At 65.6% G+C, this 25,305-nt stretch carries 25 protein-coding genes and 1 tRNA gene; 15 read left to right on the top strand and 11 right to left on the bottom strand.

The window, feature by feature from the left end:
• Positions 1-90: 90 nt before the first annotated feature.
• The 5 genes from msrB to AC3D24_RS13335 all read right to left on the bottom strand — a co-directional run bounded on the left by msrB (position 91) and on the right by AC3D24_RS13335 (position 3,652).
• Positions 91-501: a peptide-methionine (R)-S-oxide reductase MsrB gene (gene msrB / locus AC3D24_RS13315; protein ID WP_489033150.1), complete on the bottom strand. Its 411-nt coding sequence runs from the start codon at positions 499-501 to the stop codon at positions 91-93.
• A 31-nt stretch (positions 502-532) separates the two neighbouring features.
• Positions 533-1,621: an NAD(P)/FAD-dependent oxidoreductase gene (locus tag AC3D24_RS13320; RefSeq protein ID WP_489031355.1), complete on the bottom strand. Its 1,089-nt coding sequence runs from the start codon at positions 1,619-1,621 to the stop codon at positions 533-535.
• The gene (locus tag AC3D24_RS13325) at positions 1,600-2,280 is read right to left on the bottom strand and encodes a methyltransferase domain-containing protein (RefSeq protein WP_489031357.1); all 681 of its coding nucleotides are present in this window, start codon (positions 2,278-2,280) and stop codon (positions 1,600-1,602) included. The genes AC3D24_RS13320 and AC3D24_RS13325 overlap by 22 nt, the downstream gene beginning before the upstream one ends.
• A complete protein-coding gene (locus tag AC3D24_RS13330; protein WP_489031359.1) occupies positions 2,277-3,341 on the bottom strand; it encodes a type III polyketide synthase in 1,065 nt (354 codons plus the stop codon). The genes AC3D24_RS13325 and AC3D24_RS13330 overlap by 4 nt, the downstream gene beginning before the upstream one ends.
• A 149-nt stretch (positions 3,342-3,490) precedes the next feature.
• Entirely contained in the window at positions 3,491-3,652 is a 162-nt protein-coding gene (locus tag AC3D24_RS13335; RefSeq protein WP_489031361.1) for a hypothetical protein, read from the bottom strand.
• A gap of 399 nt (positions 3,653-4,051) precedes the next feature.
• On the opposite strand from AC3D24_RS13335, the gene AC3D24_RS13340 reads away from it, so the two are divergent.
• The 6 genes from AC3D24_RS13340 to AC3D24_RS13365 all read left to right on the top strand — a co-directional run bounded on the left by AC3D24_RS13340 (position 4,052) and on the right by AC3D24_RS13365 (position 12,973).
• Complete coding sequence (locus AC3D24_RS13340; protein WP_489031363.1) at positions 4,052-4,513, top strand: hypothetical protein; 462 nt, start codon at positions 4,052-4,054, stop codon at positions 4,511-4,513.
• Positions 4,514-4,937: 424 nt separating this feature from the next.
• A complete protein-coding gene (locus tag AC3D24_RS13345) occupies positions 4,938-5,864 on the top strand; it encodes a hypothetical protein (protein WP_489031364.1) in 927 nt (308 codons plus the stop codon).
• Between the two features lie 23 nt (positions 5,865-5,887).
• Entirely contained in the window at positions 5,888-6,373 is a 486-nt protein-coding gene (locus AC3D24_RS13350) for a hypothetical protein (protein WP_489031366.1), read from the top strand.
• 68 nt (positions 6,374-6,441) lie between these two features.
• The gene (locus tag AC3D24_RS13355; protein WP_489031368.1) at positions 6,442-7,581 is read left to right on the top strand and encodes a hypothetical protein; all 1,140 of its coding nucleotides are present in this window, start codon (positions 6,442-6,444) and stop codon (positions 7,579-7,581) included.
• Between the two features lie 126 nt (positions 7,582-7,707).
• Positions 7,708-12,687, top strand: coding sequence for a hypothetical protein (locus AC3D24_RS13360; RefSeq protein ID WP_489031369.1), 4,980 nt, complete (start codon positions 7,708-7,710; stop codon positions 12,685-12,687).
• Between the two features lie 31 nt (positions 12,688-12,718).
• A complete protein-coding gene (locus AC3D24_RS13365; RefSeq protein WP_489031371.1) occupies positions 12,719-12,973 on the top strand; it encodes a hypothetical protein in 255 nt (84 codons plus the stop codon).
• A 38-nt stretch (positions 12,974-13,011) separates the two neighbouring features.
• Here the strand turns inward: AC3D24_RS13365 and AC3D24_RS13370 are convergent, their stop codons facing one another.
• On the bottom strand, positions 13,012-13,164 hold the full coding sequence (locus AC3D24_RS13370; protein ID WP_165886441.1) for a hypothetical protein: 153 nt from the start codon (positions 13,162-13,164) through the stop codon (positions 13,012-13,014).
• 77 nt (positions 13,165-13,241) lie between these two features.
• Positions 13,242-13,328, bottom strand: a tRNA-Leu gene (locus tag AC3D24_RS13375).
• A gap of 112 nt (positions 13,329-13,440) precedes the next feature.
• Between AC3D24_RS13375 and AC3D24_RS13380 the strand changes: the two genes are divergently transcribed.
• Positions 13,441-14,802, top strand: a complete 1,362-nt coding sequence (locus tag AC3D24_RS13380; RefSeq protein WP_489031373.1) for an MATE family efflux transporter — start codon at positions 13,441-13,443, stop codon at positions 14,800-14,802.
• Between the two features lie 35 nt (positions 14,803-14,837).
• On the opposite strand, the gene AC3D24_RS13385 is transcribed toward AC3D24_RS13380, so the two are convergent.
• The gene (locus AC3D24_RS13385) at positions 14,838-15,647 is read right to left on the bottom strand and encodes a DUF3426 domain-containing protein (protein ID WP_489031375.1); all 810 of its coding nucleotides are present in this window, start codon (positions 15,645-15,647) and stop codon (positions 14,838-14,840) included.
• 165 nt (positions 15,648-15,812) lie between these two features.
• On the opposite strand from AC3D24_RS13385, the gene ftsE reads away from it, so the two are divergent.
• From ftsE to AC3D24_RS13405, 4 genes are read left to right on the top strand one after another with little or no spacing between them, the layout of a single operon-like run.
• Positions 15,813-16,544, top strand: a complete 732-nt coding sequence (gene ftsE, locus AC3D24_RS13390) for a cell division ATP-binding protein FtsE (protein WP_489033151.1) — start codon at positions 15,813-15,815, stop codon at positions 16,542-16,544.
• Positions 16,544-17,434, top strand: a complete 891-nt coding sequence (locus AC3D24_RS13395; protein WP_489033152.1) for a cell division protein FtsX — start codon at positions 16,544-16,546, stop codon at positions 17,432-17,434. The genes ftsE and AC3D24_RS13395 overlap by 1 nt, the downstream gene beginning before the upstream one ends.
• The gene (locus AC3D24_RS13400; RefSeq protein ID WP_489031377.1) at positions 17,431-17,967 is read left to right on the top strand and encodes a YdcF family protein; all 537 of its coding nucleotides are present in this window, start codon (positions 17,431-17,433) and stop codon (positions 17,965-17,967) included. Before AC3D24_RS13395 ends, AC3D24_RS13400 begins: the two co-directional genes overlap by 4 nt.
• A complete protein-coding gene (locus tag AC3D24_RS13405; RefSeq protein WP_489031379.1) occupies positions 17,964-18,644 on the top strand; it encodes a lysophospholipid acyltransferase family protein in 681 nt (226 codons plus the stop codon). The genes AC3D24_RS13400 and AC3D24_RS13405 overlap by 4 nt, the downstream gene beginning before the upstream one ends.
• A 33-nt stretch (positions 18,645-18,677) precedes the next feature.
• On the opposite strand, the gene AC3D24_RS13410 is transcribed toward AC3D24_RS13405, so the two are convergent.
• Positions 18,678-19,586 carry a prephenate/arogenate dehydrogenase family protein gene (locus AC3D24_RS13410; protein WP_489031380.1) on the bottom strand — a complete coding sequence of 303 codons (909 nt, stop codon included), beginning with the start codon at positions 19,584-19,586 and terminating at the stop codon, positions 18,678-18,680.
• Positions 19,586-20,683: a histidinol-phosphate transaminase gene (gene hisC / locus AC3D24_RS13415; protein WP_489033153.1), complete on the bottom strand. Its 1,098-nt coding sequence runs from the start codon at positions 20,681-20,683 to the stop codon at positions 19,586-19,588. The genes AC3D24_RS13410 and hisC overlap by 1 nt, the downstream gene beginning before the upstream one ends.
• Positions 20,684-21,118: 435 nt before the next feature.
• Here hisC and metX point away from each other — a divergent pair, with 435 nt between their 5' ends.
• The 4 genes from metX (at position 21,119) to AC3D24_RS13435 (ending at position 23,747) form a co-directional block, all read left to right on the top strand.
• A complete protein-coding gene (metX, locus tag AC3D24_RS13420; RefSeq protein WP_489031382.1) occupies positions 21,119-22,258 on the top strand; it encodes a homoserine O-acetyltransferase MetX in 1,140 nt (379 codons plus the stop codon).
• Positions 22,255-22,689, top strand: a complete 435-nt coding sequence (locus AC3D24_RS13425; protein WP_489031384.1) for a GNAT family N-acetyltransferase — start codon at positions 22,255-22,257, stop codon at positions 22,687-22,689. The genes metX and AC3D24_RS13425 overlap by 4 nt, the downstream gene beginning before the upstream one ends.
• Positions 22,686-23,273 (top strand): methionine biosynthesis protein MetW, encoded by a 588-nt coding sequence (metW, locus tag AC3D24_RS13430; RefSeq protein WP_489031385.1) that lies wholly within the window; start codon positions 22,686-22,688, stop codon positions 23,271-23,273. The genes AC3D24_RS13425 and metW overlap by 4 nt, the downstream gene beginning before the upstream one ends.
• Before the next feature lie 93 nt (positions 23,274-23,366).
• A complete protein-coding gene (locus AC3D24_RS13435) occupies positions 23,367-23,747 on the top strand; it encodes a response regulator (RefSeq protein WP_489031386.1) in 381 nt (126 codons plus the stop codon).
• 23 nt (positions 23,748-23,770) lie between these two features.
• On the opposite strand, the gene AC3D24_RS13440 is transcribed toward AC3D24_RS13435, so the two are convergent.
• Complete coding sequence (locus AC3D24_RS13440) at positions 23,771-25,225, bottom strand: sensor histidine kinase (protein WP_489033155.1); 1,455 nt, start codon at positions 25,223-25,225, stop codon at positions 23,771-23,773.
• Between the last annotated feature and the right edge of the window lie 80 nt (positions 25,226-25,305).

Below are 25,305 nucleotides of genomic sequence, written 5' to 3' on the forward strand. Positions count from 1 at the left end.
CTGCGGGGGCCGACGGGACGGTGAAGCAGAACGCGTACGAGCCATGTGGCGCGCGGAATACCGCGCTATGCCCCTACCCTACAAGCGGCATCAAGCCGCGGCGTTCGCTTTGCGCGCCCGGAATTCGAGCGAGAGCGAATTCATGCAATAACGCTGCCCGGTCGGCGGTGGGCCATCCGGGAATACATGGCCGAGATGGCTGTCGCAGCGAGCGCAGCGCGTTTCGGTGCGGGTCATGCCGTGGCTGCGATCGCTATGGTCGGTCACCGCGTCGGGACGGATCGGCTGGCTGAAGCTCGGCCACCCCGAGCCGGACTCGTATTTGTCGGCGCTGTCGAACAGTTCGTTCGCACACGCCGCACAGCGGTAGACGCCGTCCGCCTTGTTGTCGGTCAGGACCCCGGCAAAGGCGCGCTCGGTGCCGGCTTCGCGCAGCACGTGATATTGCTCCGGCGTAAGCCGCTTGCGCCATTCGGCTTCGGAGAGGTTGAGCTGGTCCATGATCATGCATCTCGTGCTGGCGGGATGGATTTCAAGACTGGCCGATCCGGGTTGCGTTGGCGATCATCTTGATCAGCGAGGGGCGCAGGACGGGGAGCAGCCACGCGGCGCGCTCGCTCTCGGCAATTTGGCGGACGAGCCCGGCAATGCCGATCGGCCGGGCTAGGCGGCAAGCGAAATTTTCCTGCCACGCGGATGCCGCGTCCGGGCCGCCTCGTGTGTAGGCGGCGGCCGCGGCGACACCACTGGCGAGCGCGATCCCCATGCCTTCGCCGGCGAGCGACGGGATGACGCCCGCCTGATCACCCAGCCGGAACACCGCATCGACGCCGCTGCGTTGGCGCCAGCCATAGGGGACGTTGGCGATCGCATCGATCTGGGCGTTGCCGTCGATCAGCGCGACCCATTCGCCGAGCGCCGGCATCTCGCGGCCGAGTGCCTGCAGCAGGTGCATGGGCGATCCGGCGGCCTGGAGACGCGAGCGGTGGACCGCGAGGCAGAGGTTGGCGGTACCGTCTTCCTGCATCGCCAGACCCGCATAGCCGCGGTCGAACAGGTGCAGCTCGATGCCGCCTGCAAGGGAGCGGGCGAGGTTGGGGGAGGGAGCGATGCGGACTCGTATCCCGAGCGTCGGGTCGGCGCCGCGTGCCTCTTCGGGGCGTGCCATCCCGCGAACGTCATGCTTGCCGCTGGCGAGAAACAGCGCGTCGGGCGCGAACGTCGCGCCGTCGGCGGTGCGAACCGCCATGCCGTCGATCTCGCGGACCGTGACGCCGCGCTCGATCGGGGTGCCCAGCCGTTCGGCGTGGGCCAACAGCACCGTGTCGAGGCGATGGCGCGTAACCGACACGGCCGGATGGGGAAGGGCGGCATCCGCGCGCCGCCTACCGGCAAAGATACGCGCGCGCGTAACGCGTGCGGGGTTGAGCGTATCGGGATCGATACCGAGCCCTTCCAGCGTCTCCAGCGTACGCCAGCTCAGAAACCCGCCGCAGATCGCATCGCCGGTCTCGCGCGATCGTTCGACGAGGAGATGCGGCAGACGTGCGCGTGCCAGGCCGATCGCGGTGGCGGCGCCGGCGAGCCCGCCGCCGACGATCAGCGCAGGCGTTCGACGCATAACCGGAACGGGAAGACACGACGGATTTTCGCCTGGGTGATGCCTGCCTCGGCAAGGATCGGAGGCCATTCGTCGGGGCGGTAACTGCGCGCGATGGACAGTGTGCCGTCGTGGCGGACGATCGGGTGCCAGCGGGCGAGGGTGGCCAGGACCGGGAAACCCCAATGCGCGAAGCCGTGGCGGTGCAGGTCGTTGACGAACCATCCTGCGCTCGCTTGTGCCTCCATGAAGCGCAGGAAAGCGACGAGCTGATCGTGGCTCATGTGATGCGCGACGAGGCTGCTGACGATCACGTCCCAGGGCTCGTCGGCGAGATCGGCATAGTCCCCGGTGACGTAGCGGATGCCTCCCCCATGCGCTCGTGCTGCCTGTTCGCTGCGCGGGTTGAGGTCGACGCCGACCAGGTCTGCGGCGATGCCTTTGGCCTTCGCCCAGCGTGCGATACGGCGGAGCATGTCGCCATCGCCGAACCCGACGTCGAGCAGACGGAAGCTCTTTCGCCCCTTGGTGGCTCGGTCGAGAAAGTCGAGCGTGGGGCGACGCGCCATCGTGACGGTGTTCACCACGGCGAGGTCGCCGACGACATCCGCGTAGGTGGCCGCGTCGAGATCGTCCGCGTCCATAAGCTCGTCGGCCTGGCTGCGAATCGCGAGACTCATGCCGCGCTCCGGAATCCGAAGCCCTCCGCGGCGAGGCCGGGCCCAAACGCCAGCGCGACACCGTGCTCGACGGGCGGACCGGCCAGCAACCGTTCGAACACAAACATCAGCGTGGCCGACGACATGTTGCCGTTTTCCGCCAACACCTGACGCGACGCCGCCAGCGCATCCGGTTTCAGAGCGAGCGCGTGTTCGACGGCATCCAGGATCGATCGGCCGCCGGCATGGACGGCCCACGCATCGATCGCATCCGACGCTTGCCCGGCGCTCACGACGTTGCGGAACGCCGCATCGGACAGCGCCGTGGCGATTCGTCCGGGTACTTCGCCCGACAGGTGCATCGCGAATCCGGCATCGGTAACATCCCAGCGGATCAGCGCCTCGCTGTCGGGCAGCGTCGCGGCGAACGGCGTTTCGAGTGCGAACCCGGTCGCATCCGCGCTCACCAGCGCCGCTGCGGCGCCATCGCCGAACTGCAGCATCGCGAGCAACGCCTCGATTTCGGTCGCGGGTTGCAGGTGCAGGGTCGACAGTTCGACCGTCACGACGAGTATGCGGGCGTCCGGTTCGGAGCGGACGATGTGCCGCGCGCTACGCAACGCAACGACCGCCGCGTAACAGCCCATGAAACCGACCAGCAGCCGCTCGACGTTCGGCGCGAGCCCCAGCCGCCGGGCGATGATCTGGTCGATGCCGGGTGCGACGAAACCGGTGCAGCTCGCCACCACCAGATGCGTGATCCCGTCCAGCGCCACCTTCGCGCGCAACGCCTCGATCGCGCGGATCGCGAGGTCCGGCGCATGCTCGGCATACAGCGTCATCCGGGCTGCGGTGCCGGGGTGCGGTTCGGTGGCGTAGAACCCGGCATCGTCGACGGGGGAGCCGCCGGTCGCGGTCGGCGGCAGCACCGACCAGCGATGCGCGATGCCCGACCGGCTCGCCATCCGGTCGAACACCCGCGTTGATCGCTCATCGGTTCGCGCGCGCGCCCAGGCGATGAAGGCGTCGTGGATATCGTGACCGGGAACGGCAGTGCCGACGGCATTAAGATAAGCGGACACGAGACCCTTTCGTACGCAATTGCCCAGTAACGCACGGCCGGCTTGAATGGACGTGAGGACGCGGCGATAGTCCGTACGATCGATAGCATGACGGAGGGGCGGCACGAAGAGGCCGCCATGGCAGCGGAGACTCTATCGCCTGAGCCGGTTCATTCCAGGTTCGAGGCATCCAGATGGTCCTGTCCGACGCCATATTTATCCTGAACGAGCGCCATCGCGAATCCGACATAGGCAGCGATCGCGTGGTCTTCGGACGTTTCCAGTGCCAGACAGGCTTCCTGCAGCAACGAATAGACCCGCGTCGCAACCATTTTAGTTCCTCGTACCAAAGCCAGTGCGGCAACAGGTACCGCAATGCGCGTCGCCTTACGCTCTGGTAAAGCGTGCTTACCATAGTCATGCACGATGGGGGTGTGCTACATCTGCACCAAATCAAGACAATTAACACCAAAACGGATAGTATTGTGGTGGCTATTGCATCCGTTCTGATGTCGAAAAACGGGTCAAATACCGAATCTCGGGCGATTGAACGACGATTTCGCAGAAATCGCAGTAGGGGAGGGGTAAGGACATTGCGTTCGGCACATGTTTTGCGAGACTGTACGTGGGTCTGGGTCCGGCATCTCGTGGGCATGCGGTAAAATGCCGTAGCGACGATATGACGGATCGATTGAACGGATGTTGTGTTGGTAAGGCGAGGGGAGCCTTTGGTGAAAAACGAGTCCGTAGTCGATCTGATCAAGGATCTGACGGCCAAGCTTTCTGCGGTGGCCGAGGAGTTTAACGGGCGTGTCGCGCATGCCGCCGAAGTGGAACCCGAAGGCGACGAACCGAGCGATGCGGCGCTGGTCGCCCATGCCGAAGCGGTGCTGACCGAACGTCGGTTGCGACGCGATTACCTACCGGGCGAGCTCTTCCACGAACCAGCATGGGATATGCTGTTGGCACTGTTCGTCGCGCGTGACGATCGTCAACCGATGAACATCAAGGCGCTGGTAAGCATGTCGGACGCCCCGGTCACGACCTCGCAACGCTGGATCGAACATCTCCACAAGCTCAAGCTGATCGATCGCGTGATCGACCCAACGGACCGGCGACGCGTTGAGATCTCGCTGAGCCATGGCGGCGATCAGGCGTTGCGGTCCTATCTCCGGGCGCTCCCCCGCCGCTGAGCGGCTAGCATCCCGCCACTGGGGCAACGCCGCCCTCGGCGCCGCGTCGCCGTTTCAGGCAAGTGCCTTCATGCGCCTTTTAGGCCCTTTGAGCCTGACACTGTCGCGCAGAAGGACAGCGTATATGCACTATTGTCGAGATGGGGCGCTGTGGCAGCAAAAGAAACCGAATTACAAGTAATTCGGGTTCCAGTTTCTATAAGCCGCTAATGAAGACCAAACCCGATTTAATATGATTAACTATCAAAAGTTGGCCAAATAAAGCCGTTCCGATTTCGTAGCATTTGCTTAAGTGCAAGTCGTCGATTTGTTCCCGGTCAAATGAACGGGAACTACATTGATTCGACAGTCTGCCTCAAACGTGCGCCAGATCGGTTGGTTCCGGAGCGGGACCGTACCGTTCCGTATCGCGATGTGTTGCGGAATGGGTGCGGCGACCCTTGGCACGGCACGCGCCCAGACTCTGGCTGGTACGCCGATCGTCAACACGGCGGCACTTCGCTACGAATTGAACGGCACGGCTGGATCGATCGCTTCGAATACCGTCACGTTGATCGTCGCCGAGCGGCTCGACGTTCGGTTGGTGCGCGATGGGGAGGGGGCGTTGGTCGTCGGCCCACCCGGTGCCGCACAGTCCACCGCGGTTCCGCTGACGCTGACCAATGTCGACAACGGCAGTGAGTCGTTCTCGCTGGCAGCTACGATCTCGATGGTTGGCATCGTTGTCCGCGCGCTCGTGATCGATGCCAACGGCGACGGCCGCTACGATCCCGCGACGGATCTGCCCCTTGTCGATGGCATCACGCCGAAACTCGCGCCTGGACAGTCGATCAAGCTGTTCGTGCTGGTTGCCGCGACCGACGCTGGTGCCGCCGATAACACTCTCACCATCACCGCGCGGTCGACTACCGGATCGGGTCCGATGGGCAGCGTCTTTGCCAGCAAGGGCGATGGCGGGGGCGATGCGATCGTCGGCCCGACCGGTGCGATCGCCACCCTGAACATCCCCCTGGTGACCACGCTGACCGGTCCCGCGCTCATCAAGAGTCAGTCGGTGCGTGCCGCCGACGGATCGCAGAACGCGGTACGCGATTCGGTCATCACCTACACGTTGCAAGCGCGCTTCACCGACGCGGTAGCCGGCGCGCGAATCGCCGATTCGATTCCGGAGGGGACCGTGTTCGTCCCCGGCAGCCTCAGCCTCGATGGCGCTCCGCTCACCGACCGCGCCGACGGCGATGACGGCAGCTTCGATGCGGCCGCGCTCAAGGGCGGCCGCATCGCGGTCTCGCTTGGGCAGGTCGCGGCGGCATCGATCCACACCGTCCAGTTCAAGACCAAGATCCAATGACCCACCTTACGAGGAACATATCCATGATCACGCGTCCCATGATCGCCGCAATCCTGGCGACGACTGCCGTCATCGCGCCCGCCGTCACGTCCGCGGCAGCTGGCCCCTTGCAGATCACGAGCAGCATCATGGTCGAGGCGCGCAGCGCCGCCGCCGACGGAACGACGCGGGTGGCGCTGGTAAAGCCGTCGCGGGTGACGCCCGGCGACAAGGTCGTCTTCGTGCTCAGCTATCGCAACACCGGCGCACAGCCGCTGTCCAACGTGGTGCTCGACAATCCGTTGCCCAAGGCGATCGCCTATCGATCGGCCAATCCCGGTTCGCCCACACCCGACGTGTCGGTCGACGGCAAGACTTTCGGTTCCCTCGCCAGCCTTCGCGTCCGCAGCCCCGACGGCAGCACGCGCGCGGCGAGTCCCAACGATGTCACCAGCGTCCGGTGGCGCCTCGCGAGCCCGATAGCGGCCGGTTCGCAAGGCCAGTTCGCGTTCCAGGCCGTCCTCAAATGAGCACGCCCTCCTCTCGTCCCACTCTCTCCCTTCACACCTGACCACATCCAACGAAGAAAGATTCAGACATGCATGCAACAGGGGTAATACGCACGCTGATGGCCGGTACGGCCGCCATCGTGTCGATCGGTATGATGGCCGGTTCTGCGAGCGCGCAGGGCGCGCCGGGCCCAGCGGGCACCGCCGCCGGTACGGTCATCACGAACACTGCACAGGCGAGCTACACCGTCAACGGCGTGCAGCAGAGTGCGACGTCAAACGTTGCGACGTTCCAGGTCGATCTCAAAGCCAATTTGACGGTCGCACCGCTCGGCGGGAATACCGAGGTCGCAATCGGCCAAAAGGACGCAGTCGTGGCGTTCACGGTAACGAACAATACGAACGGCACGCAAGATTTCCGGTTGACGTACGACAGGAATTTCCTGGGCGGCCTGTTCGCGGGCGCAAACTTCCTTGCCGACAACATCAGGATCTTCGTCGATGCGGACGGCGACAAGAAATTCGATCCCAACAAGGATAAGTTGGACTTTATCGACGAACTCAAGGCGGATGACACGGCCACGGTTTTCATCGTCGCTGACATGTCCACGGATCAGTCTGCTGCGCTTGCCAGTGTGACGCTGATCGCGCAGATCGCCGAAGGCGGTACGCCCACCGTAAAGGGTGCGGCCCTGGTATCGAACGCACTGACCGCCAATCGCGACAACGCTATTGACGTCGTCTTCGCAGACGGTGACTCCGGTTTCGGCGATCTTGCCAATAACGGATATGGCCGTGCGGTTCTTGGCTATACGATCGCGACACGCAATGTCGCGTTGAGCGTCACCAAGTCATCGCTGGTGATTTCCGATGGGATCAGCGTGACGCTGCCAAAGGCGATCCCGGGCGCGGTCGTGCAATACTGCCTGGTCGTCAACAATGCGACGGCACTCGTACCGGCGGCCAACGTCAACTTGACCGACGTCATTCCCCAAAACACGACGTACCAAGCCAATTCGCTCAAGATCGGTGCGATCGCGCTTGGCACGAGCTGTCTGTTGTCGGGCGTCGTCGATGGCGTACCGCTGGCGGATGACGGTTCGGTCACCGTGCCTGTCCTTCTCTATACGGGCTCCTACAACAGCGCCACGAAGAAGGTGACCGCGACGATTCCGACGCTGCTTGGCGGCCAATCGGTAGCGGCGAGCTTCCGTGTGACGATCAACTAGACCTCGCCCGCCGAAAACTCCGTCCCTCGATAAAGGAACGACCGATCCCGGCGCGTGGCGACATGCGCCGGGAGAGGACCCTTCATGTCCAAATTCCGCTCCTTGACGCGCATTGGCGCCCCCCTGTTGGGAGTTCTTCTGGGGCTTGCCGCCGGCGTGATGCCGGCCGGGGCGCAGACGAGCCGTATCCAGAATACCGCGACCTTGTCGTTCGACGACGCGGGCAGCGATTCCGGTGTACGCACGGTGCCGTCCAATACGGTTACGCTCGACGTGAACCGTGCCAAGCGTCCGACGACGCTCACCTTTCATCTGCCGCCGCCCAATTACGAACTAACGGGCGCGACCTGCCAGACAACACCAAAGCTTCTTTTCACGCCGGCGACGATCGACGCCGCGACCTATGCGGCATCACCCTGGGTCGCCGCGATCGACATCTATGCCGACATGATCCTGGTGCTCGACAACCAGGCTGGCAACCACGACTCCGAGATGCGCGAGACGTCGGTCATCGACGTCGATGTCGGTGCTCTCCACACCACGCTGACGCTGACCGAAACTGCCGCCGACAGCGGCATCTTCGCCGGCGGCATTCCCGCGACCGCGACCGGCAAGCATCCCGAACTTGCTGCTTGCGATATCCGCAACATGCGTGGCGCGACGATCAAGCTGAGCTTCGCGGAAGACGGCTACAGCCTGTCGTCGATGGCGTCGCTGTTGATCGATCCGGCCGGCTACACCTTCGATTCGCGGACGGGTGCGCTGATCGATGGTACCACCGTCTCGTTGGTCGACGACGCTGGCGCGCCTGCAACCGTATTCGGCGATGACGGCGTCAGTCGGTATCCCTCGACCGTTGTCACGGGCGAACCCGTCACCGATGCCAGCGGCCGCCTGTATGCCGGTGAAACCGGTCGTTACCGCTTCCCGCTGACCGCGCCGGGCCGCTATTATCTGAAGATCGCCCCGCCGGGGACCTATACTGCGCCGTCGACTGTCGATCGCGCTGCGTTAGCCGCCTTGAAGGACCCGCAGGGCCGTCCGTTCATCCTCAACGATACCAGTTTCGGTGGCTCGCTGACCTTGTCGACGCCCGAGCCGTTCTCTGCGGACGTCCCGCTCGACAGCCCGGGTGCGGGCACGCTGCTGTTGACCAAGGTCGCCTCGGTCCGCGAGGCGTCGCCAGGCGATTTCGTCCAGTATCTTCTTCGCATCACCAACCGCGATTCGGTTGCGGCGCGCGGTCTCCACGTCGCCGATACGCTACCCAGGGGGCTGCGCTACGAGCGAAATTCCGCACGCGGTGGGGACGAGCCGACCGTATCGTCCGACGGTCGTAATCTCGACTTCGCGATTCCCCTGCTTGCTGCCGGTGCGACCACGGAGCTCAAATACGTCGTCAGCATCGCGCCGGGGGCCCCCACGGGCGAAGCGCTCAATCGCGCGCGGGTCGCCGGCCAGGGTACCGTGACGAGCAACGAAGCCGCCGCCTCGGTCCGTCTGCGTCCGCTGTTGTTCACCGATGCGATGACGATCATTGGCCGTGTCACCGAAGGAAATTGCGGCGATCCGGTCGACAAGCGCAAGGGCGTGGCCGGAATCCGCCTGCTGATGGAGGATGGCACGTTCGTCGCCACCGATCGCGACGGGCTGTACCATTTCGAGGGCGTCCGCGCCGGCCGTCACGTCGTCCAGATCGACACGTCGAGCATCCCCGAGACGCACGCGCCGGTAGCCTGCGACATCGACACGCGCCAGGCGAACAGCCCGATCTCGCGCTTTGTCGAGGGAGACGGCGGCCTGCTCAAGCGCGTCGACTTCCAGCTGAAGCCGACCGGCAAGGCTCGGGCTACCGACGCCGCGCTGCCGATCACGATCGTCGACGGAGCCACCGCCGCCGGCAGCCGCGACTGGCTTGCCGGTAGCCAGACCGCGGGCATCGACTGGCTGTTCCCGCTCGTCGATCACAACCCGCGCGCGCCGGTCGTCCGGGTCGTGATCAAGCACATGCCGGGCCAGCGTGTCGCACTGACGATCAATGGCAAGCAGGTCGATCCGCTCGCATTCGACGGTACCGACGCACGCGACGGTACCGATATCGCCGTCTCGCGCTGGACGGGTATTCCGCTTGCCGATGGCGACAACCGCCTCGCCGCGCGCATCCTGGCGGTCGATGGCAGCGTCGTGAAGACGCTGGACCGCGTGGTGCACTATGCGGGAATGCCGGTCCGCGCCGTGTTCGATGCCGCCAACAGCCGCCTGACTGCCGATGGCCTTACCCGCCCGCTGATCGCCGTGCGCGTCACCGACAAGGCCGGTCGGCCGGTCCGCGCCGGAACGGTCGTGCCGTTCACCGTCGACCAGCCTTACACAGCAGCGGTAGAGGCCGAACTCGAACAGGGCCGCCAGCTCGCCGGTCGCGAACGTTCCTCCACCACCGCGCTGGTGGTTGGCGACGACGGCCTGGCGTTCATTGCGCTCCAGCCGACCACGCAGGCCGGCGCCGTCCACGCCGTCGTCTCGCTGACCGAGGACAAGCTCGTCCACACCAACGAGATCCGCGCCTGGCTGGCGGCGTCCGCCAAGGACTGGGTCGTCGTCGGCTTTGGTTCGGGGTCGCTCGGCTACGACATGCTCAGCAAGCGGCAGAGCGGCCTGCCGCGGTCGCAGCGCAACGACGTCGTCACCGACGGCCAGCTCGCTTTCTATGCCAAGGGCCGGGTCAAGGGTTCGTGGCTGGCGACGATCGCCTATGACAGCGATCGCAAATACGATCCCGACCGCGGGCTGCTGGGGACGATCGATCCCGATCGCTACTACACCGTCTATGGCGACGGCTCGCGTCAGGGCTATGATGCGGCCACCCGGCGGAAACTGTACCTGCGGCTCGAGCGTCGCGAATTCTATGCGCTGTTCGGCGACTTCGAGACCGCGTTCACCGACACGCAGCTGACCCGCTACAACCGCACGCTGAACGGCATGAAGGCGGCCTATGAGGGCAAGCGGATCCGCGCGACCGGGTTCGCCGCGCATACCGACACGCTGTATTCGCGCGACGAGATCCAGGGCAACGGTCTGAGCGGACCGTACCGCCTGTCGGGGCGCAACATCGTGCCGAACAGCGACAAGCTGCGGATCGAGACGCGCGACCGGTTCCGCTCCGAGCTGATCATCGCGACCACCGAGCTGACGCGCCACATCGACTACGACATCGACACGTCGATGGGGACGGTCCGCTTCCGCAACCCGATCCTCAGCCGCGACGGCAGCCTGAACCCGATCTTCATCGTCGCCGACTATGAGGTTGAGGGCGGCAGGTCGGCGAAGCTTGCCGCCGCCGCACGCGTTGCGACCACGCTGGCGGGCGGCCGGGTCGAAGTCGGCACCGCGGTGATCCGCGACGAGACCGTCGGCAAGGCAACCGTGCTCGGCGCCGATATCAAGGCGCGCGTCACCGCCAATACCGAACTGCGCGGCGAGATCGCCAAGGGCGGGCGTGGCGGTCTGGGCGACGGCTTCGCCTATCTGGCCGAAGTCGATCACCACGGCGCGAAGCTCGATCTGCTCGCTTATGCGCGCCAGCAGGACGCGGCGTTCGGGGTCGGCCAGCAGAATATGGTCGAGGCCGGCACGCGAAAATTCGGGCTGGATGGTCGCGTGCGGCTGAGCGACCGGCTCAGCATGACGGGTGTCGTATGGCATCAGCAGCAGCTCGAGAATGCCGGCACGCGCACCGCAGGCGATTTCCGCCTCGAATATCGCCGCAACACCGGCACGATTTTCGTGGGCGGCCAGTTCGCGTCCGATCGCGGCGCCGACGGCAAGGACCGGGACAGCCGACTGATCTCCGTAGGCGGCAGCCAGAATCTGTTCGGCGACAAGGTGACGCTCACCGGCCAGACCCAGTTCGCGCCGGGCGGCGACAGCGACAGCGTCGACTTCCCGGTCCGTCACCAGATCCAGCTGTCATACCGGATCAAGCCCGGCATCCGCCTGATCGGAGGCTATGAGATCGCCAATGGCGACGGCTATGTCGCGCATACCAAGCAGTTCGGCGTCGATGTCGCGCCCTGGACCGGCGCCAAGCTGATGAGCACGCTCAACCAGCAGGCGATTGGCGAAAATGGCCAGCGGACCTATGCGCAATACGGGCTCAACCAGTCGGTGCCGCTCGGCAAGAACTGGACCATCGATGGCACGCTCGACGCCAGCAACACGCTGAAGGGCAAGATTCCCGAAGGCGCCGTCGTCAACGCGTTCCAGCCGGTCACGTCGGGCGGCTATGTCGGCCAAGACCAGACCAATGGCGACTATGCCGCAGCCACGTTGGGCGCGACCTACCGACAGGCGCTCTGGTCGATCAACGGACGCCTCGAATACCGCAATGCCGACAGCGGCGATCGCTGGGGGATCACCACCAATTTCCTGCGCACGCTGGGGCAGGGCAAGACACTCGCGTCGAGCATCAAGGCGTACACGATCAAGGACAAGGCGGGCGCGGTCGCTACTTATGCCACCGCCGATGTTGCGCTCGCCCTGCGTCCGCTCGACAGCCGCTGGTCGGTGCTCGAACGGCTCGAACTGCGCTACGAGGGTGCGGACGCCGGGTTCTCGGATTCCAATTCGCTCGGTGTGCCGGCCTATGGCGGTGGCGATCAGGTGACGACGCGAATCATCAACAACCTCGCCGTCAATTATCGCACCGGTCCCGAGGGCCTTGGCCACGGGACGGAGGCGACCGCCTATTACGGTGCGAAATACGTCGCCGGGCGGTTCGCCGACGACACGTATGACGGCTATATTGACGTCACCGGGTTCGAACTGCGCAAGGACATCGGCACCCGGATCGACGTCGGCGTGGCAGGGTCGGTGCAGCACGCCTGGACGCGCGGTGCATGGTCCTGGAGCGGTGGACCGTCGGTGGGCGTGTCGCCGGCGCAGAACATGTGGGTCAGCGCCGGCTATAACGTGTCGGGCTACCGCGACCGCGATTTCGAGGACGACCGCTACACGCGGCAGGGGCCGTACGTGACGATGCGGCTGAAGTTCGATCAGGCGACGCTCGGAACCGCGACACGCGCGCTGTTCAGCGGCGGCCGACGGTAATCGATGTGAAGAATAACAGGGAGAAAGAGCGATGACGATGCCGAGCCAGGGGACACCCATGACGCCCCCGCGCGACTTCACCGATCATGGCCCGTGCGTCGAGGACCTCGCGCGGGAATTCGCCAAGCAGGATGCCGCCAGCAGCGAGGCGTTGATCGAGACGCTGGCGACGCAGGCGATCCGGCAATGGCGGCTGGACGACGCGACGTTCTGGCAGCGGGTGAAGTTCCAGGCGCGGATGATTCGCGCGCAGATGGTGTCTGGAGCGCCGGTGGGGCGGCATTGATTTCCCCCCTCCCGCTTGCGGGAGGGGAACACCGCCGCCTATTTCTCGTCGGTGGTCAGCTTCACCTTGTTGGGCAGCTTCTTGCCCTTGGTCCGGCGCGACGGCAGCTGGACCGGGTTCTTCTTCTTCCACTGCGCAAAGGTCATCGGCCCCTCGGGCGTGTCGATGATCGTGTCGTCGATCGAACTCATGCAGGTTCCTCCTCACGATCAAACGCCCGACCTGCGGAAGGGGAGCCCCGAAAGGGTAATTCACTCGATCTGAAAAATGGTGCGGCCAAGAAGACTCGAACTTCCACGGGCTTTCGCCCACAACGACCTCAACGTTGCGCGTCTACCAGTTCCGCCATGGCCGCCCATGAAACATTACCGGGCGAACCCGGCATCTGGTAGGCGAGCGCCACTAGCAAGGCTTTCCGGACTACGCAACGGCCTTTGCGAAAAAGCGTGCGTCCGGTACCGCAAACGATGGCTGCACCACGTCTCTCCGCCGATATGAAGGCCGAAACGCGCCGCATTCTCGCGCTCGCATGGCCGGTGATGCTGACCAGCCTCAACTGGACGATCCTCCACGTCACCGACGTGATAGTCGTCGGGCTCGTCGGCGCACACGAAGTGGCGGCGCTGGGTGCGAGCCGCTCGCTGACCTTCATCGCGATCGTCACGGGGCTCGCCTGGTTGTCGGGCGTGCTCGTCCATACCGCGCGCGCCGATGGGGCGGGGGATCTGCCGCGCACCGGCCAAGTCCTGCGCGAGGGTCTCGTGCTCGGCCTGTTGCTCGGGCTGGTCGTCGGCGCGATCATGTTCCTGTTCGCCGACGGGATGCTGGCCGGGATCGGCGTCGCGCCTGCACTGGTCGAGCCTGCCGGCCGGGTCGTGCGGGTGATGGCGTTCACCTATCCACCGCAGCTGATGATCGTCGCGGCCAGCTTCTTCCTGGAAGGCGTCAGCCGCCCGCGTCGCGTCGCGGTGGTCAACCTGTCCATCCTGCCGCTCAACGCAGCGCTGGCGTGGGCGATGTCGGGCGGCCATCTTGGATTGCCCGCGATGGGCGCGGTCGGCGCGGCGACCGCCACCGCGATCGCCTCGGGCCTTGGTGCGGTCGGGATGATCACCGCGGCGCTGACCCTGCCGCGCGCCGAGGAGCGCGGCGTCCGGCGAATCGATCTGGCCGCGTGGCGCGGCGTCCCTGCTGGGATTACAGCGCTCGCCGTCTTCGGGATCGTTCCTGCAGTCGCATCGGGATTGGAGCTTGCCGGCTTCTCGATCCTGATCGCGCTGTCGACGCAGTTCGGCGACGATGTCGCGCATGCATTTCAGATCGTCTTCTCGGTGCACAACGTCACGTTCGGGTTGGCGCTGGGGCTTGGGTCGGCTTGCGGGGTGCGGGTCGGCAATGCGGTGGGCGAGGGGGATCCGAAGGCGGGCGTTTCCCGCGCGCTGATCGCCACCGGCCTGTCGATGCTGGCTCTCGGCTTATGCGGTATCGTCCTGATCGTTGCGCGTACGCCGATCGTCGCGGCATTTCCGGCCGACGCTGCGACGCACGGCGTCGCGCTGGCGATGCTGCCGGTGTGGGCGCCGTTCATCCTGTTCGATGGCGCGCAGGTGGTGCTTGTCTACGCGCTCCGCTCGCTAGGCGATCAGGTCGTCGCGGGCGTGAACAGCATCGTCGCGTATTTCGTCGTCACCGGCGGGGCGGGTTGGTGGATGGTGCAGGCGGGCGTCGGGCCGATGGCGCTGGTCTATGCGTCGGGGCTGGGGATGTTGACGGCCGCCGCGCTACACGGCGGACGCTTCTGGATCGTAAGCCGACGATTGCGCGCCTGATCCGATCCCCCCCTGGCGGGGGAAGATCGAAAGATTCAGCGCGTCGATTCGCCTGCAAAGCTCAGTTCGAGGCGTTTCGAATTCGGCGGCACGTTCAGCGTGGCCGAGTTGAAATCGATCGCACCACCCGGCGCCAGCGTCCGCTGCTGCGGCGTGATCGTCCAGCTGTACACCAGCCGCCCCTGCGCATCGCGGAGCTCGGCGCGAATGTCGGGCACACGCTGGCGCTGATCGGACGGATTGGTCACCTGGCCGCTGACTGCGAACAGTTCGGAGCCGTTCTCCAGTTCGCGCCGCTCGATCGGATTGTCGCGCAGTCGCAACGGTGTCTCGTCGCTGCCGAGCCCCAGACCCAGCTTGGCCGCAACCCCCGGCGCACCGAGATAGACGATAGCGCCGGCCGCGATCAGCATCAGCAGCCCGGCGAGCACCGCCACGATCGTCCACCGCCGTGCCATATTGCGACGCGGGCGAAACGGTGGCTGTTCGACGACCGACTCATACCGGGGGGGCGGCTCGGTGACCGGCGCGTAGGACGGCGGCGCAGATGCGGTCGGCGCGAATTTTGGCAATGCGAATGCGGATGCGGCGAGCGACGGCTCGGGATCTGCCGGCAAAGATCGCTCGTCCGGCTCGGCGAGCGGCGTTCGCGTCAAAGGGGCGAGCGGCGGCGGCATGGGCGCGAGCGGGGCCGCCGGCACGTCGATAGCGGCCTCCGCCAGCGGGGCCGCAGCCTGGAACCAGCTATGTCGGCAATTGGCGCAACGCACGGTGCGTCCGTCGGCGCCGATTGCGCTGTCGGGGACCAGATAGCGCGTGCTGCACTCGGGACATTGGAGGATCATGGATACGCTTCACCAGCGGTCGCTGGAGCGCGACCGGTCTTGGCGACGAATAAGCACGCGGCCCGCATCTGTGGCAAGCTTGAAGCGGCGCGCGCTTTCATGGCAAAGCGCCGATACGGGCATTGGCACGGGCATCAAGCGGGCGAGAGCGGGCGCAACCACGTCATGGCGAATATCGTCCAATTCGAGAATGTCGGGCTTCGCTACGGCACCGAGTCAGACTCGGGGCCCGACGCCGGGCCGGAGACGCTGTCGGACGTCAGCTTTACGTTGCGCAGCGGTGCGTTCTATTTCCTGACCGGCGCAAGCGGCGCGGGGAAAACCTCGCTGTTGAAGCTCCTGTATCTCGCGCAGCGGCCGACGCGCGGCGTGATCCGGCTGTTCGGCGAGGATGCGGTGGTGCTGTCACGCGATCGGCTGCCCGGATTTCGGCGGCGGATCGGCGTGGTGTTCCAGGATTTCCGGCTCGTGCCCCATCTGTCGACCTGGGACAATATCGCGCTGCCGCTGCGCGTTGCGGGTATGCCCGAAGCGGATATCGAGCAGCCGGTACGCGAGATGCTTGCCTGGGTAGGGCTGGCGGACCGCGCGGATGCGCGCCCGGCGACGCTGTCGGGTGGCGAGCAGCAGCGCGTCGCGATCGCCCGCGCGGTGATCGCGCGGCCTGAGATTCTGGTCGCGGACGAGCCGACCGGCAACGTCGATCCGGACATGGCGGAGCGCCTGCTCCACCTGTTCGAATCGCTCAACAAGCTGGGTACGACGGTGGTTGTCGCGACGCACGACTTCCATCTGCTCGGGCGGATCCCTGGCGCGCAGATGATGCGGCTCGATCGCGGGCGGCTGCTCGATCCGACCGGAGCGCTGCGCTATCCCCCGACGCGGCCCGATTCATGATGGCTTCGAAGGCCCGATCTTCGGCCGAACGCCGCGTACTCGACGAAGCGGGTGGCCTGCGCGCGATGACGTGGGTGATGGCGATCATGCTGTTCCTGACGATGCTCGCCGCGGCGCTGGGGCTGGCGACGGCGGGAGCTGCACGGTTGCTCGACCGGCAGCTGGCAGGGCGGTTGAGTATCCAGGTCATCGATGGTGATCCGGTGCGCCGGGACGCCGTCGCGGCACAGGTGCTTGCAGCGTTGCGCAAGATGCCGGCGGTAGCCACCGCGACGCCGGTCGATCGCGCCGAGCTGACGCGGTTGCTGCAACCCTGGCTCGGCTCGGATGGCGCCGATCCGCAATTGCCGGTGCCGGCAATGATCGACGTCGACCTCGCCGATCACGACGAGGTAGCAGCCGCACGCGTCGCGGCCACAATGCGGCGTCTGAGCCCGGTCCTCCGCGTCGATCGCCACGAAAGCTGGATGTCGCCGGTCAACGACGTGATGCGCTCGCTAACCTTCCTGGCGCTTGCGCTCGTGCTGCTGATGGCGAGCGCAACCGCGGCGGTCGTCGTGCTAGCCGCGCGCGCCGGGCTGGAGACGCACCGCGCGACGATCGCGGTGATGCACATGCTCGGCTCGACCGATCTCCAGGTCGCCCGGTTGTTCCAGCGTCGCATCGCACTCGACGCGACGATCGGTGGGGTCGGTGGCGGCGTGGCGGCGCTGGTCGTGGTCGCGTTCATCGGTATCCGGCTGCACGGGCTCGGCTCCGAACTCCTTGGTGGGGTGACTCTCGGCGGAGCCGACTGGATGGTGCTCGCGCTGCTCCCCTTCGCGTTCGTCGTCCTGGCCACGCTCGCCGCCCGCGTGACGATCGTCCGCGCGCTGAGGCATATCCTGTGATCGTGCGGTTCCTTGGCATCCTGGGGCTCGCCTGGGCGTTCGGCTTCGCGGTGTTCATGCTGCTGTTGCCTGAGCCGCTGAACGGCTTCACCTCCGATGCGATCGTCGTGCCGACAGGCGGGGCAGGGCGGATCGATCGCGGTATCGCGCTGCTCCGCGATCATCAGGCTAGGCGGATGCTGGTGACGGGCGTTGCGCCGGGGGTGCGGCCGATCGATCTCGCGCTGGAATATCGGACGTCGCCGGCGTTGTTCGCATGCTGCATCGATCTGGGTGCGGACGCGGTCGATACGCGCTCGAACGCAGAGGAGACCGCGCAGTGGGTGCGCGTGCACAAATACCGATCGGTGCGGCTGGTGACGTCGGACTGGCACGTCGCGCGGGCCCGCATGGAACTGGCGGCGGCGCTCGACAAGAATGTCGTGATCCTCGGCGACGGCGTGCCGGGCACGCCGCGGCTCGGGACCTTGGTCAACGAATACAATAAGTTGATCCTTCGCCGGATCGCATTGTGGATTGGATTTGGCGGATGATCTGGCTGCGCAACTGGGCATTCATGCTCGTCTTTTATACCATTTCGGTGCCGATCGTTGTGACCGTGCCGATCTCGGCCCTGTTCGGATCGAAAGCGGTGATCAGGCACTCGACGATCTGGACGCGGTTCCACCGCTGGGCGGCGCGCGCGATCCTGGGGGTGCACATCCGCGTGGAGGGGACGCGGCCGACCGAGCCGGCCTTTTATGCATGCAAGCATCAGGCGATGTTCGAGACGCTCGAGCTGCAGGCGCTGCTAGACGGCCCGGCGATCGTACTGAAGCGCGAGTTGGCCGATATCCCGGCCTGGGGCTGGGCGGCGCGGCGCTACGGGGCGATCGTCGTCGACCGCGAGGCGTCGGCCAAGGCGATGCGCAGCATGATGCGCGAGGCGACCGCAGCCAAGGCGACCGGGCGCTCGATCCTGATCTTTCCAGAGGGTACGCGCGTAGCGCCCGGCGAGCATCCGCCACTCAAGCCGGGATTTGCCGGTCTCTATCGTGCGCTGAAGATGCCGACGGTGCCGATCGCCTGCGACAGCGGGCTGGTATGGCCGAGAAAGGGTCCGAAACTTCCCGGGGTCATCACCTTCCGGTTCGGAGAAGTCGTTCCGCCCGGCCTGCCGCGGGAAGAGGCGGAATACCGCGTCCATGCGGCAATGAACGCATTGGACTAAACTCGAAATGTTCCACGTGGAACAACGACTTAATCAAGTATGTGTACGGCCGAAATCCTGCACGTCGTCGTCCTGACCTTGCTCGACGATGCTACGGCGAATTGCGCGCGTTCGCGTAAACAGATCGAACAGTGCATCGCCGTCGCCCCAACGAATCGCCCGCTGGAGATGGCTCAGATCTTCCGAGAAACGCTGAAGCATTTCCAGTACCGCCTCGCGGTTGTTCAGGAAGATGTCGCGCCACATCGTGGGGTCCGACGCCGCGATCCGCGTGAAGTCGCGGAAGCCACCGGCGGAGTATTTGATGACCTCCGATTGCGTCACCTCTTCCAGATCGCCCGCCGTGCCGACGATCGTGTAGGCGATCAGATGCGGGAGATGGCTGGTGACGGCGAGGACGCGGTCGTGATGTTCGGGCGCCATCGTCTCGACCTGCGCACCGAGACGACGCCAGAATTCGGAGACTCGTTCGACTGCGACCGGGTCGGCGCCGTCGGGGGGCGTGACGATGCACCAGCGGTGACGGAACAGTGTCGCGAAACCGGCTTCGGGGCCGGATCGCTCGGTGCCCGCGACCGGATGCGCGGGGATGACGATCGCACCCGGCAGCGCGTCGGTCAGCGCGCGGACGATCTCGGCCTTGCAGCTGCCGACGTCGCTGACGACGGCATCTGCGGGGAGCTCTGCTGCGAACTCACGCGCGACGTCGCCCATGACGCCGACCGGCACGCAGAGGATCACGAGGTCCGCGTCGATCACTGCCGCCCCCGCCGAGCCCGCGACGTCGTCGCAGAACTGCAACCGGTCCGCCGTCTCGCGTACGGTCGCGTCGGCGTCGTAGCCGGTGACGCGGACGGTCGGCATGGTTTCCCGTACCGCGCGCGCCACCGACGAGCCGATCAGTCCCAGCCCGATAATCGTGACGCGCGCGAACGGCAGCATCAGGCGGCTTCGACCAGGTTGCGCAGCGCCGCGGTGACGCCGCGCGTTTCCTCCTCGGTACCGATCGTGATGCGCAGCGCGTTGGGCAAGCCCTGGCCCGGCAACCAGCGGACGATGTAGCCCGCCTCCATCAGCCCGTGATAGGCGGCGTCAGCGGTCAGCTTGCCCTCGAACAGGACGAGCACGAAGTTCGCCTTCGACGGCACCGTACGCAAGCCGGCATTGTCCATCTGCGCGATCTGCTCGACGAACCAGCCGCGCCACGTGTCGTTATGCGCGCGCGTCGCATCGACGAAGGCGGTGTCGGCGATCGCGGCGACCGCGGCGGCCTGGCCCGCGGTGGTGACGTTGAACGGCGCGCGGATGCGGTGCATCGCGTCGATGATCGGGGCGCAGGCATAGCCCCAGCCGATCCGCTCGGCGGCGAGACCGTGGATCTTCGAGAAGGTGCGTGTGACGAGCACGTTCGCCTCGGTCATCGCCAGCGCGAGGCCAGCATCGTCCTCCTCCGGCGACAGATATTCTGCATAGGCCTGGTCGAGCACGAGCAGCACCGACCGCGGCAGGCCGGCATGCAGCCGGGCGATTTCCGCACGGGGCGTGAAGGTGCCGGTCGGATTGTTCGGATTGGCGACAAAGACGACTCGGGTCCGCTCGGTGACCGCGGCGAGGATCGCGTCGACGTCGGTCGCATAGTCGCGGTCGTCGACGATCACCGGCTCGGCACCGACGCGGCGCGTGGCGATCTCGTAGACCGCGAAACCGTAGCGGACGTGGATGATCTCGTCGCCGGGGCCAGCATAGGCGCCCGCGACCAAATGCAGGATCTCGTCGGAGCCAGTGCCGTAGATCACGCGCGCCGGATCGAGGTCGTAATGCGCCGCCAGCGCCTCGCGCAGTTCGACCGCGCCTGCATCCGGATAGCGTTCCAGCGTGCGGTCGGCGGCGTCGAATGCGGCCTTTGCGGCGGGGCTGGTGCCGAGAGGATTCTCGTTCGAGGAGAGTTTGATCACCGTGCGGCCGTCGTCGGTCGTCGAGCGGCCGGGCGTGTACGGCGCGATCCCCATGATCCAGGGCTTCGGCGCGGGTGCGGGCATGATGTTTGTCATGGCCGCGGGGCATAGCGGTCGCGGTGCCGCGGTGGCAAATCTTTGTGGTGAATCCGGTGTGGTCGATCGCCCGGCTTCACGATCCTGCCCCGGCAAGGGGAGGTGGCGCCGAAGGCGACGGAGGGGGGCACGAAACGCCGGTCATCACTCGCGATCAGACTCCACCGTGCGACGCCTTGTCATCCCCGGTAGGGCCTCGTCATCCCCGCGGAGGCGGGGAGCCATAGGCTCGGAAGCTTACCGATATGGGTTCCCGCCTCCGCAGAGATGACGATTGCATGGTCGAAGGGCATCGTGGGCTTCCCCCTCCGTCGGGCAAGCGCCAGCACTTCCCCTTGGCATGGGAGGATTGAGATGACCTGCCTTCGTACCCATGCAGGAACCACGCTGGCATGACCGCCGCCGCTTATGGTAGCGCGCATCATGCTCGATACGCCTGCCATCGATCCCACGACCGACCAGCGCTTCGGCCTCGCGCGACGCGTAGCGCTGCCGGGGCCGCTCAGGCTCGACGGCGGCGTGCTGCTCTCCCCCGTCGACATCGCCTACGAGACCTACGGCACGCTCAACGCCGATGCTTCGAACGCCGTCCTCATCTGTCACGCGCTGACCGGCGACCAGCACGTTGCCTCCAATCACCCGCGCACCGGCAAGCCCGGCTGGTGGACGCGCATGGTCGGCGAGGGCAGGCCGATCGACCCTGCGCGGCACTTCATCGTCTGCGCGAACGTACTTGGCAGCTGCATGGGCACATCCGGCCCCGCGACGATCAACCCGGCGACCGGCCGCCCCTGGGCCATGAGCTTCCCGGTCATCACGATCCGCGACATGGTCCGCGCGCAGGCGATGCTGCTCGATCATCTGGGCGTCGGCGTGCTCCACGCGGTGGTCGGCGGCTCGATGGGGGGCATGCAGGCGCTAAGCTGGCCCGCGACCTTCCCCGATCGGGTGAAGGCCTGCGTCGTGATCGCCTCGACTGCGCGCCACACAGCGCAGAACATCGCGTTCCACGAGGTCGGGCGGCAGGCGGTGATGGCCGATCCGAACTGGCGTGGCGGCGAGTATCATGACGACGCGCCGCCGACCGCGGGGCTGGCCGTCGCGCGGATGGCGGCGCACATCACCTATCTGTCGGAAGCGGGGCTGACCGAGAAGTTCGGGCGGCGCCTCCAGGCGCGCGATGCGAAATCGTTCGGGTTCGACGCCGATTTCCAGGTCGAGAGCTATCTGCGCCACCAGGGGCTCGCGTTCACCGACCGGTTCGACGCGAACTCGTACCTCTACATCACGCGGGCGATGGATTATTTCGACCTGGCCGAGGAGCATGGCGGGCTGCTCGCCAACGCGTTCCGCGCGACCAAGTCGCGGTTCTGCCTCGTCAGCTTCGATACCGACTGGCTGTATCCCACGGCCGAGTCGCGTGCGATCGTCCAGGCGCTGAACGCGGCAGGCGCCCCGGTCAGCTTCGTCGAGCTGTCGAGCCCGTACGGCCATGACGCATTCCTGCTGGAGGCTCCGGACCTGAACCGGGTCGTCGACGGCTTTCTGAGGGCTGGGCGATGACGATCATCCTTTCGGACGACACGAGCAGATTGCAGATCGACCGCATCCACGGCTGGCTGGCGAGCAGCTATTGGTCACCGGGTATAGAGCGCGCCCTAGTCGAACGTGCGATTGCCGGGTCGCATTGCCTCGGAGCGTATCGTGATGACCTTCAGGTCGGGTTTGCGCGTATGATCACCGATCATGCGACCTTCGCATGGCTCGCCGACGTGTGGGTCGAGGAGTCTGGGCGAGGGCAGGGGCTCGGTCGGCGGATGGTCAGCTGGTTCCTGGAACACCCGGCGTTCGCGGGGCTGCGTAGGTTCGGGCTCGTCACCGCCGACGCGCATGGCGTATATGCCGATCTGGGGTTCCACCCGCTGGTCCGTGCCGATCGCTACATGGAGAGGCTCGCGCCTGGCCTCGCCGAGAAATTGCGAGATGCGCCATGACCCTTCGGACCGATCTTGCCGTTATCGCCGGGAACGTCGCGCAAGGCAGTCGCGTGCTCGACATCGGCTGCGGCGACGGCGCGCTGATGGCGGCCCTCCGCGATACCCGCGACGTCGATGCGCGAGGACTGGAAATCGATGCTCGCAATGTCGCCTCCGCGGTCGCCCGCGGGCTGTCGGTGATCCAGGGCGATGCGGACGTCGATCTGGAAGGCTATCCCGACGCCAGCTTCGATTACGCGATCCTCAGCCAGACATTGCAGACGGCGCGCGCTCCCGATCTGGTGCTTGACCATCTGCTGAGAATCGGGCGGCATGCGTTCGTCAGCTTTCCCAATTTCGCACATTGGCGCGTCAGGCTGTCGCTTCTTTGGGGTGGGCGAATGCCGGTGACGCGGCAATTGCCCGAGAGCTGGTACGACACGCCCAACATCCACCACGTCACGATCGACGATTTCCGCGCTTTCGTGAAAGTGCGCGGGATAACGGTGGAAGATGCCTGGTTTCTGTCGGGCGACAAACGCACCGGCGCGGGCGCAGCCAATCTGCTTGCCGAGCACGCTGTGTTCCTGCTCAGACGCTGACGCACCGCGATAAATGTAACACTATGTCGCGTTATACTGATCGAGATCAGGATCGGTGCGGAACCGATCGGTCGGCGACCGGTTAACACGCCGATGACCAAGACAGCCCTCATTGTCGAAGACGAAATTTTCGTCGCGCTCGACCTGGAGAGAATCCTTACCGATGCGGGCTATGGCGTCGCGGGAATTGCGGCGGATCGAGAAAGTGCAATTGCCGCTGCCCCCGGGTGCAGCTTCGCGTTCGTCGACATCAACCTGCGCGATGGACCGACCGGACCGGAGATCGCCAGACGCATGTCCGCCGAGTATGGCGTCAAGGTTGTGTTCGTCACCGCCAATCCCGCACAGATCGGCGATGCGGATTGCCTCGGTTATATCCGCAAGCCATTCAGCGACGCTGCGATTTTGGCAGCGGCTGCACTCGCCTGTGACGAACAGCCCATCCTTCACGACGATGTCATTCGCATCGTCTGAGGGCTACCTCCACCGATTGGGGTCTACCGGCTAAATGCAGCCTTCGGTATATCGAGTATCACGGTAAGACCCGAGCGCTTCCATTGACGTTCGACCTTACCCCCTAACTGACGCACTGCACTCATTTCGATAAGTTGGGTGCCGAAGCCGATCGGCGTGGTCGGCTCGGTCGCGACCGGACCGCCTTCCTCACACCATGTCAGCTGTACGCGGTCGTTCCCGGCAGCCACCGTGATACGCACCGTGCCCAACTCGGTCGCCAGGCCGCCATATTTGGTCGCGTTGGTGGCAAGCTCATGGAACAGCAGCGCGAGCGGCGTAGCCGAGCGGTCGTCGATCGCCACATCGTCGCCCGATACGGTGACCCGCATCCCATCGACGCGCTGATAAGGTTCGAACAGCTCCTGCAACAGACCATGCAGGCTGTTTTGCGCCGCTGCGGGACGCGAGTTCGCACTGTGTGGCCTGACGAAGTCATGCGCGCGGCCCAGCGCGGTAATGCGGTGGCGCAGATCCGTTGCGATCCCTGCGAACTCGGGCTTTCCTCGCGCGGCAAAGGCGATCAGCCCGGCGATCACCGCGAAGATGTTCTTGATCCGGTGGCTGAGTTCCTGGCTGATGACCTCGCGCTCTTCATAGGCGAGCTTCTGTTCGTGAATGTCGGTGCACGTCCCGAACCAGCGCTGGATCGCGCCGCTCTCATCGTGGACGGGCAATGCGCGGCCAAGTACCCAGCGGTATGTACCGTCAAAATGGCGTAGCCGATACTCGATCGCGTACGGCTCACCGGTGGCAAGCGAATGGCGCCACATCGCCCAGGCGCGATCCTGGTCGTCCGGGTGGAACATGCCGTTCCAGCCTTCACCATCGGTCGTGCCGGCGGGCGCGCCCGTGAACTCGTACCAACGTGCGTTGTAGTAATCGTGGAAGCCGTCGGGCTGCGTCGCCCACACCATCTGCGGCATGGTATCGGCCAGCGTGCGAAACTTGAGGTCACTCGCTTCCAGTGTACGGCGCGCTTCGGCCTCGGCAATCGCCTGCTCGCGCGCGGTGCGGCGATCGTCGAGGCGTCCCATGGCCGCCTTGGCGAGGATCGTCAGGCCGTCGCGCTGGAATCGCGTCAGGCCTTCGCGCGGGTCGGGTGCCAGCACGCACAGCGCGCCCAACGGTACGCCTTCGCTCGAAACCAGCGGTGCACCGGCATAGAACCGCACATAGGGCTCGCCGGTCACCAGAGCATTGTCGACGAACCGCAAATCCTCCAGCGCGTCGGGCACTTCCATCACGTCGTGGTAGTGCATCGCGTGCGCGCAGAACGACATGCTGCGCGGCGTTTCGGTCAGGTCGGTGCCGGCCCGCGCAAGGAACCGTTGATATTCTTCCTCGACCAGGCTCAGCAGGGCGACCGGTGCGCCGCACAGTTCCGCGGCGAACGACACCAGATCATCCAGCTGTCCTTTGGCACGCGCGCCGGCCATGTCGTAGGACGAGATCACGCGCGCGCGCGCAGCCTCGTCGAACGAAGTGGTCGCCGGTAAAGACGATTGCGTTGTCACAA

The organism is Sphingomonas sp. SL1004 (assembly GCF_057815015.1).

Bases quoted from the DNA above. Each gene is read 5' to 3' on its own strand.
- AC3D24_RS13355 (WP_489031368.1), top strand. From the start codon at position 6,442: ATGCATGCAACAGGGGTAATACGCACGCTGATGGCCGGTACGGCCGCC.
- metW (WP_489031385.1), top strand. From the start codon at position 22,686: ATGACCCTTCGGACCGATCTTGCCGTTATCGCCGGGAACGTCGCGCAA.
- msrB (WP_489033150.1), bottom strand. From the start codon at position 501: ATGGACCAGCTCAACCTCTCCGAAGCCGAATGGCGCAAGCGGCTTACG.
- AC3D24_RS13370 (WP_165886441.1), bottom strand. From the start codon at position 13,164: ATGAGTTCGATCGACGACACGATCATCGACACGCCCGAGGGGCCGATG.
- AC3D24_RS13425 (WP_489031384.1), top strand. From the start codon at position 22,255: ATGACGATCATCCTTTCGGACGACACGAGCAGATTGCAGATCGACCGC.
- AC3D24_RS13350 (WP_489031366.1), top strand. From the start codon at position 5,888: ATGATCACGCGTCCCATGATCGCCGCAATCCTGGCGACGACTGCCGTC.
- AC3D24_RS13440 (WP_489033155.1), bottom strand. From the start codon at position 25,225: ATGGCCGGCGCGCGTGCCAAAGGACAGCTGGATGATCTGGTGTCGTTC.
- hisC (WP_489033153.1), bottom strand. From the start codon at position 20,683: ATGCCCGCACCCGCGCCGAAGCCCTGGATCATGGGGATCGCGCCGTAC.
- AC3D24_RS13365 (WP_489031371.1), top strand. From the start codon at position 12,719: ATGACGATGCCGAGCCAGGGGACACCCATGACGCCCCCGCGCGACTTC.
- AC3D24_RS13335 (WP_489031361.1), bottom strand. From the start codon at position 3,652: ATGGTTGCGACGCGGGTCTATTCGTTGCTGCAGGAAGCCTGTCTGGCA.
- AC3D24_RS13395 (WP_489033152.1), top strand. From the start codon at position 16,544: ATGGCTTCGAAGGCCCGATCTTCGGCCGAACGCCGCGTACTCGACGAA.
- AC3D24_RS13380 (WP_489031373.1), top strand. From the start codon at position 13,441: ATGGCTGCACCACGTCTCTCCGCCGATATGAAGGCCGAAACGCGCCGC.
- ftsE (WP_489033151.1), top strand. From the start codon at position 15,813: ATGGCGAATATCGTCCAATTCGAGAATGTCGGGCTTCGCTACGGCACC.
- AC3D24_RS13325 (WP_489031357.1), bottom strand. From the start codon at position 2,280: ATGAGTCTCGCGATTCGCAGCCAGGCCGACGAGCTTATGGACGCGGAC.
- AC3D24_RS13385 (WP_489031375.1), bottom strand. From the start codon at position 15,647: ATGATCCTCCAATGTCCCGAGTGCAGCACGCGCTATCTGGTCCCCGAC.
- AC3D24_RS13435 (WP_489031386.1), top strand. From the start codon at position 23,367: ATGACCAAGACAGCCCTCATTGTCGAAGACGAAATTTTCGTCGCGCTC.
- AC3D24_RS13405 (WP_489031379.1), top strand. From the start codon at position 17,964: ATGATCTGGCTGCGCAACTGGGCATTCATGCTCGTCTTTTATACCATT.
- AC3D24_RS13320 (WP_489031355.1), bottom strand. From the start codon at position 1,621: ATGCGTCGAACGCCTGCGCTGATCGTCGGCGGCGGGCTCGCCGGCGCC.
- AC3D24_RS13345 (WP_489031364.1), top strand. From the start codon at position 4,938: ATGGGTGCGGCGACCCTTGGCACGGCACGCGCCCAGACTCTGGCTGGT.
- AC3D24_RS13410 (WP_489031380.1), bottom strand. From the start codon at position 19,586: ATGCTGCCGTTCGCGCGCGTCACGATTATCGGGCTGGGACTGATCGGC.
- metX (WP_489031382.1), top strand. From the start codon at position 21,119: ATGCTCGATACGCCTGCCATCGATCCCACGACCGACCAGCGCTTCGGC.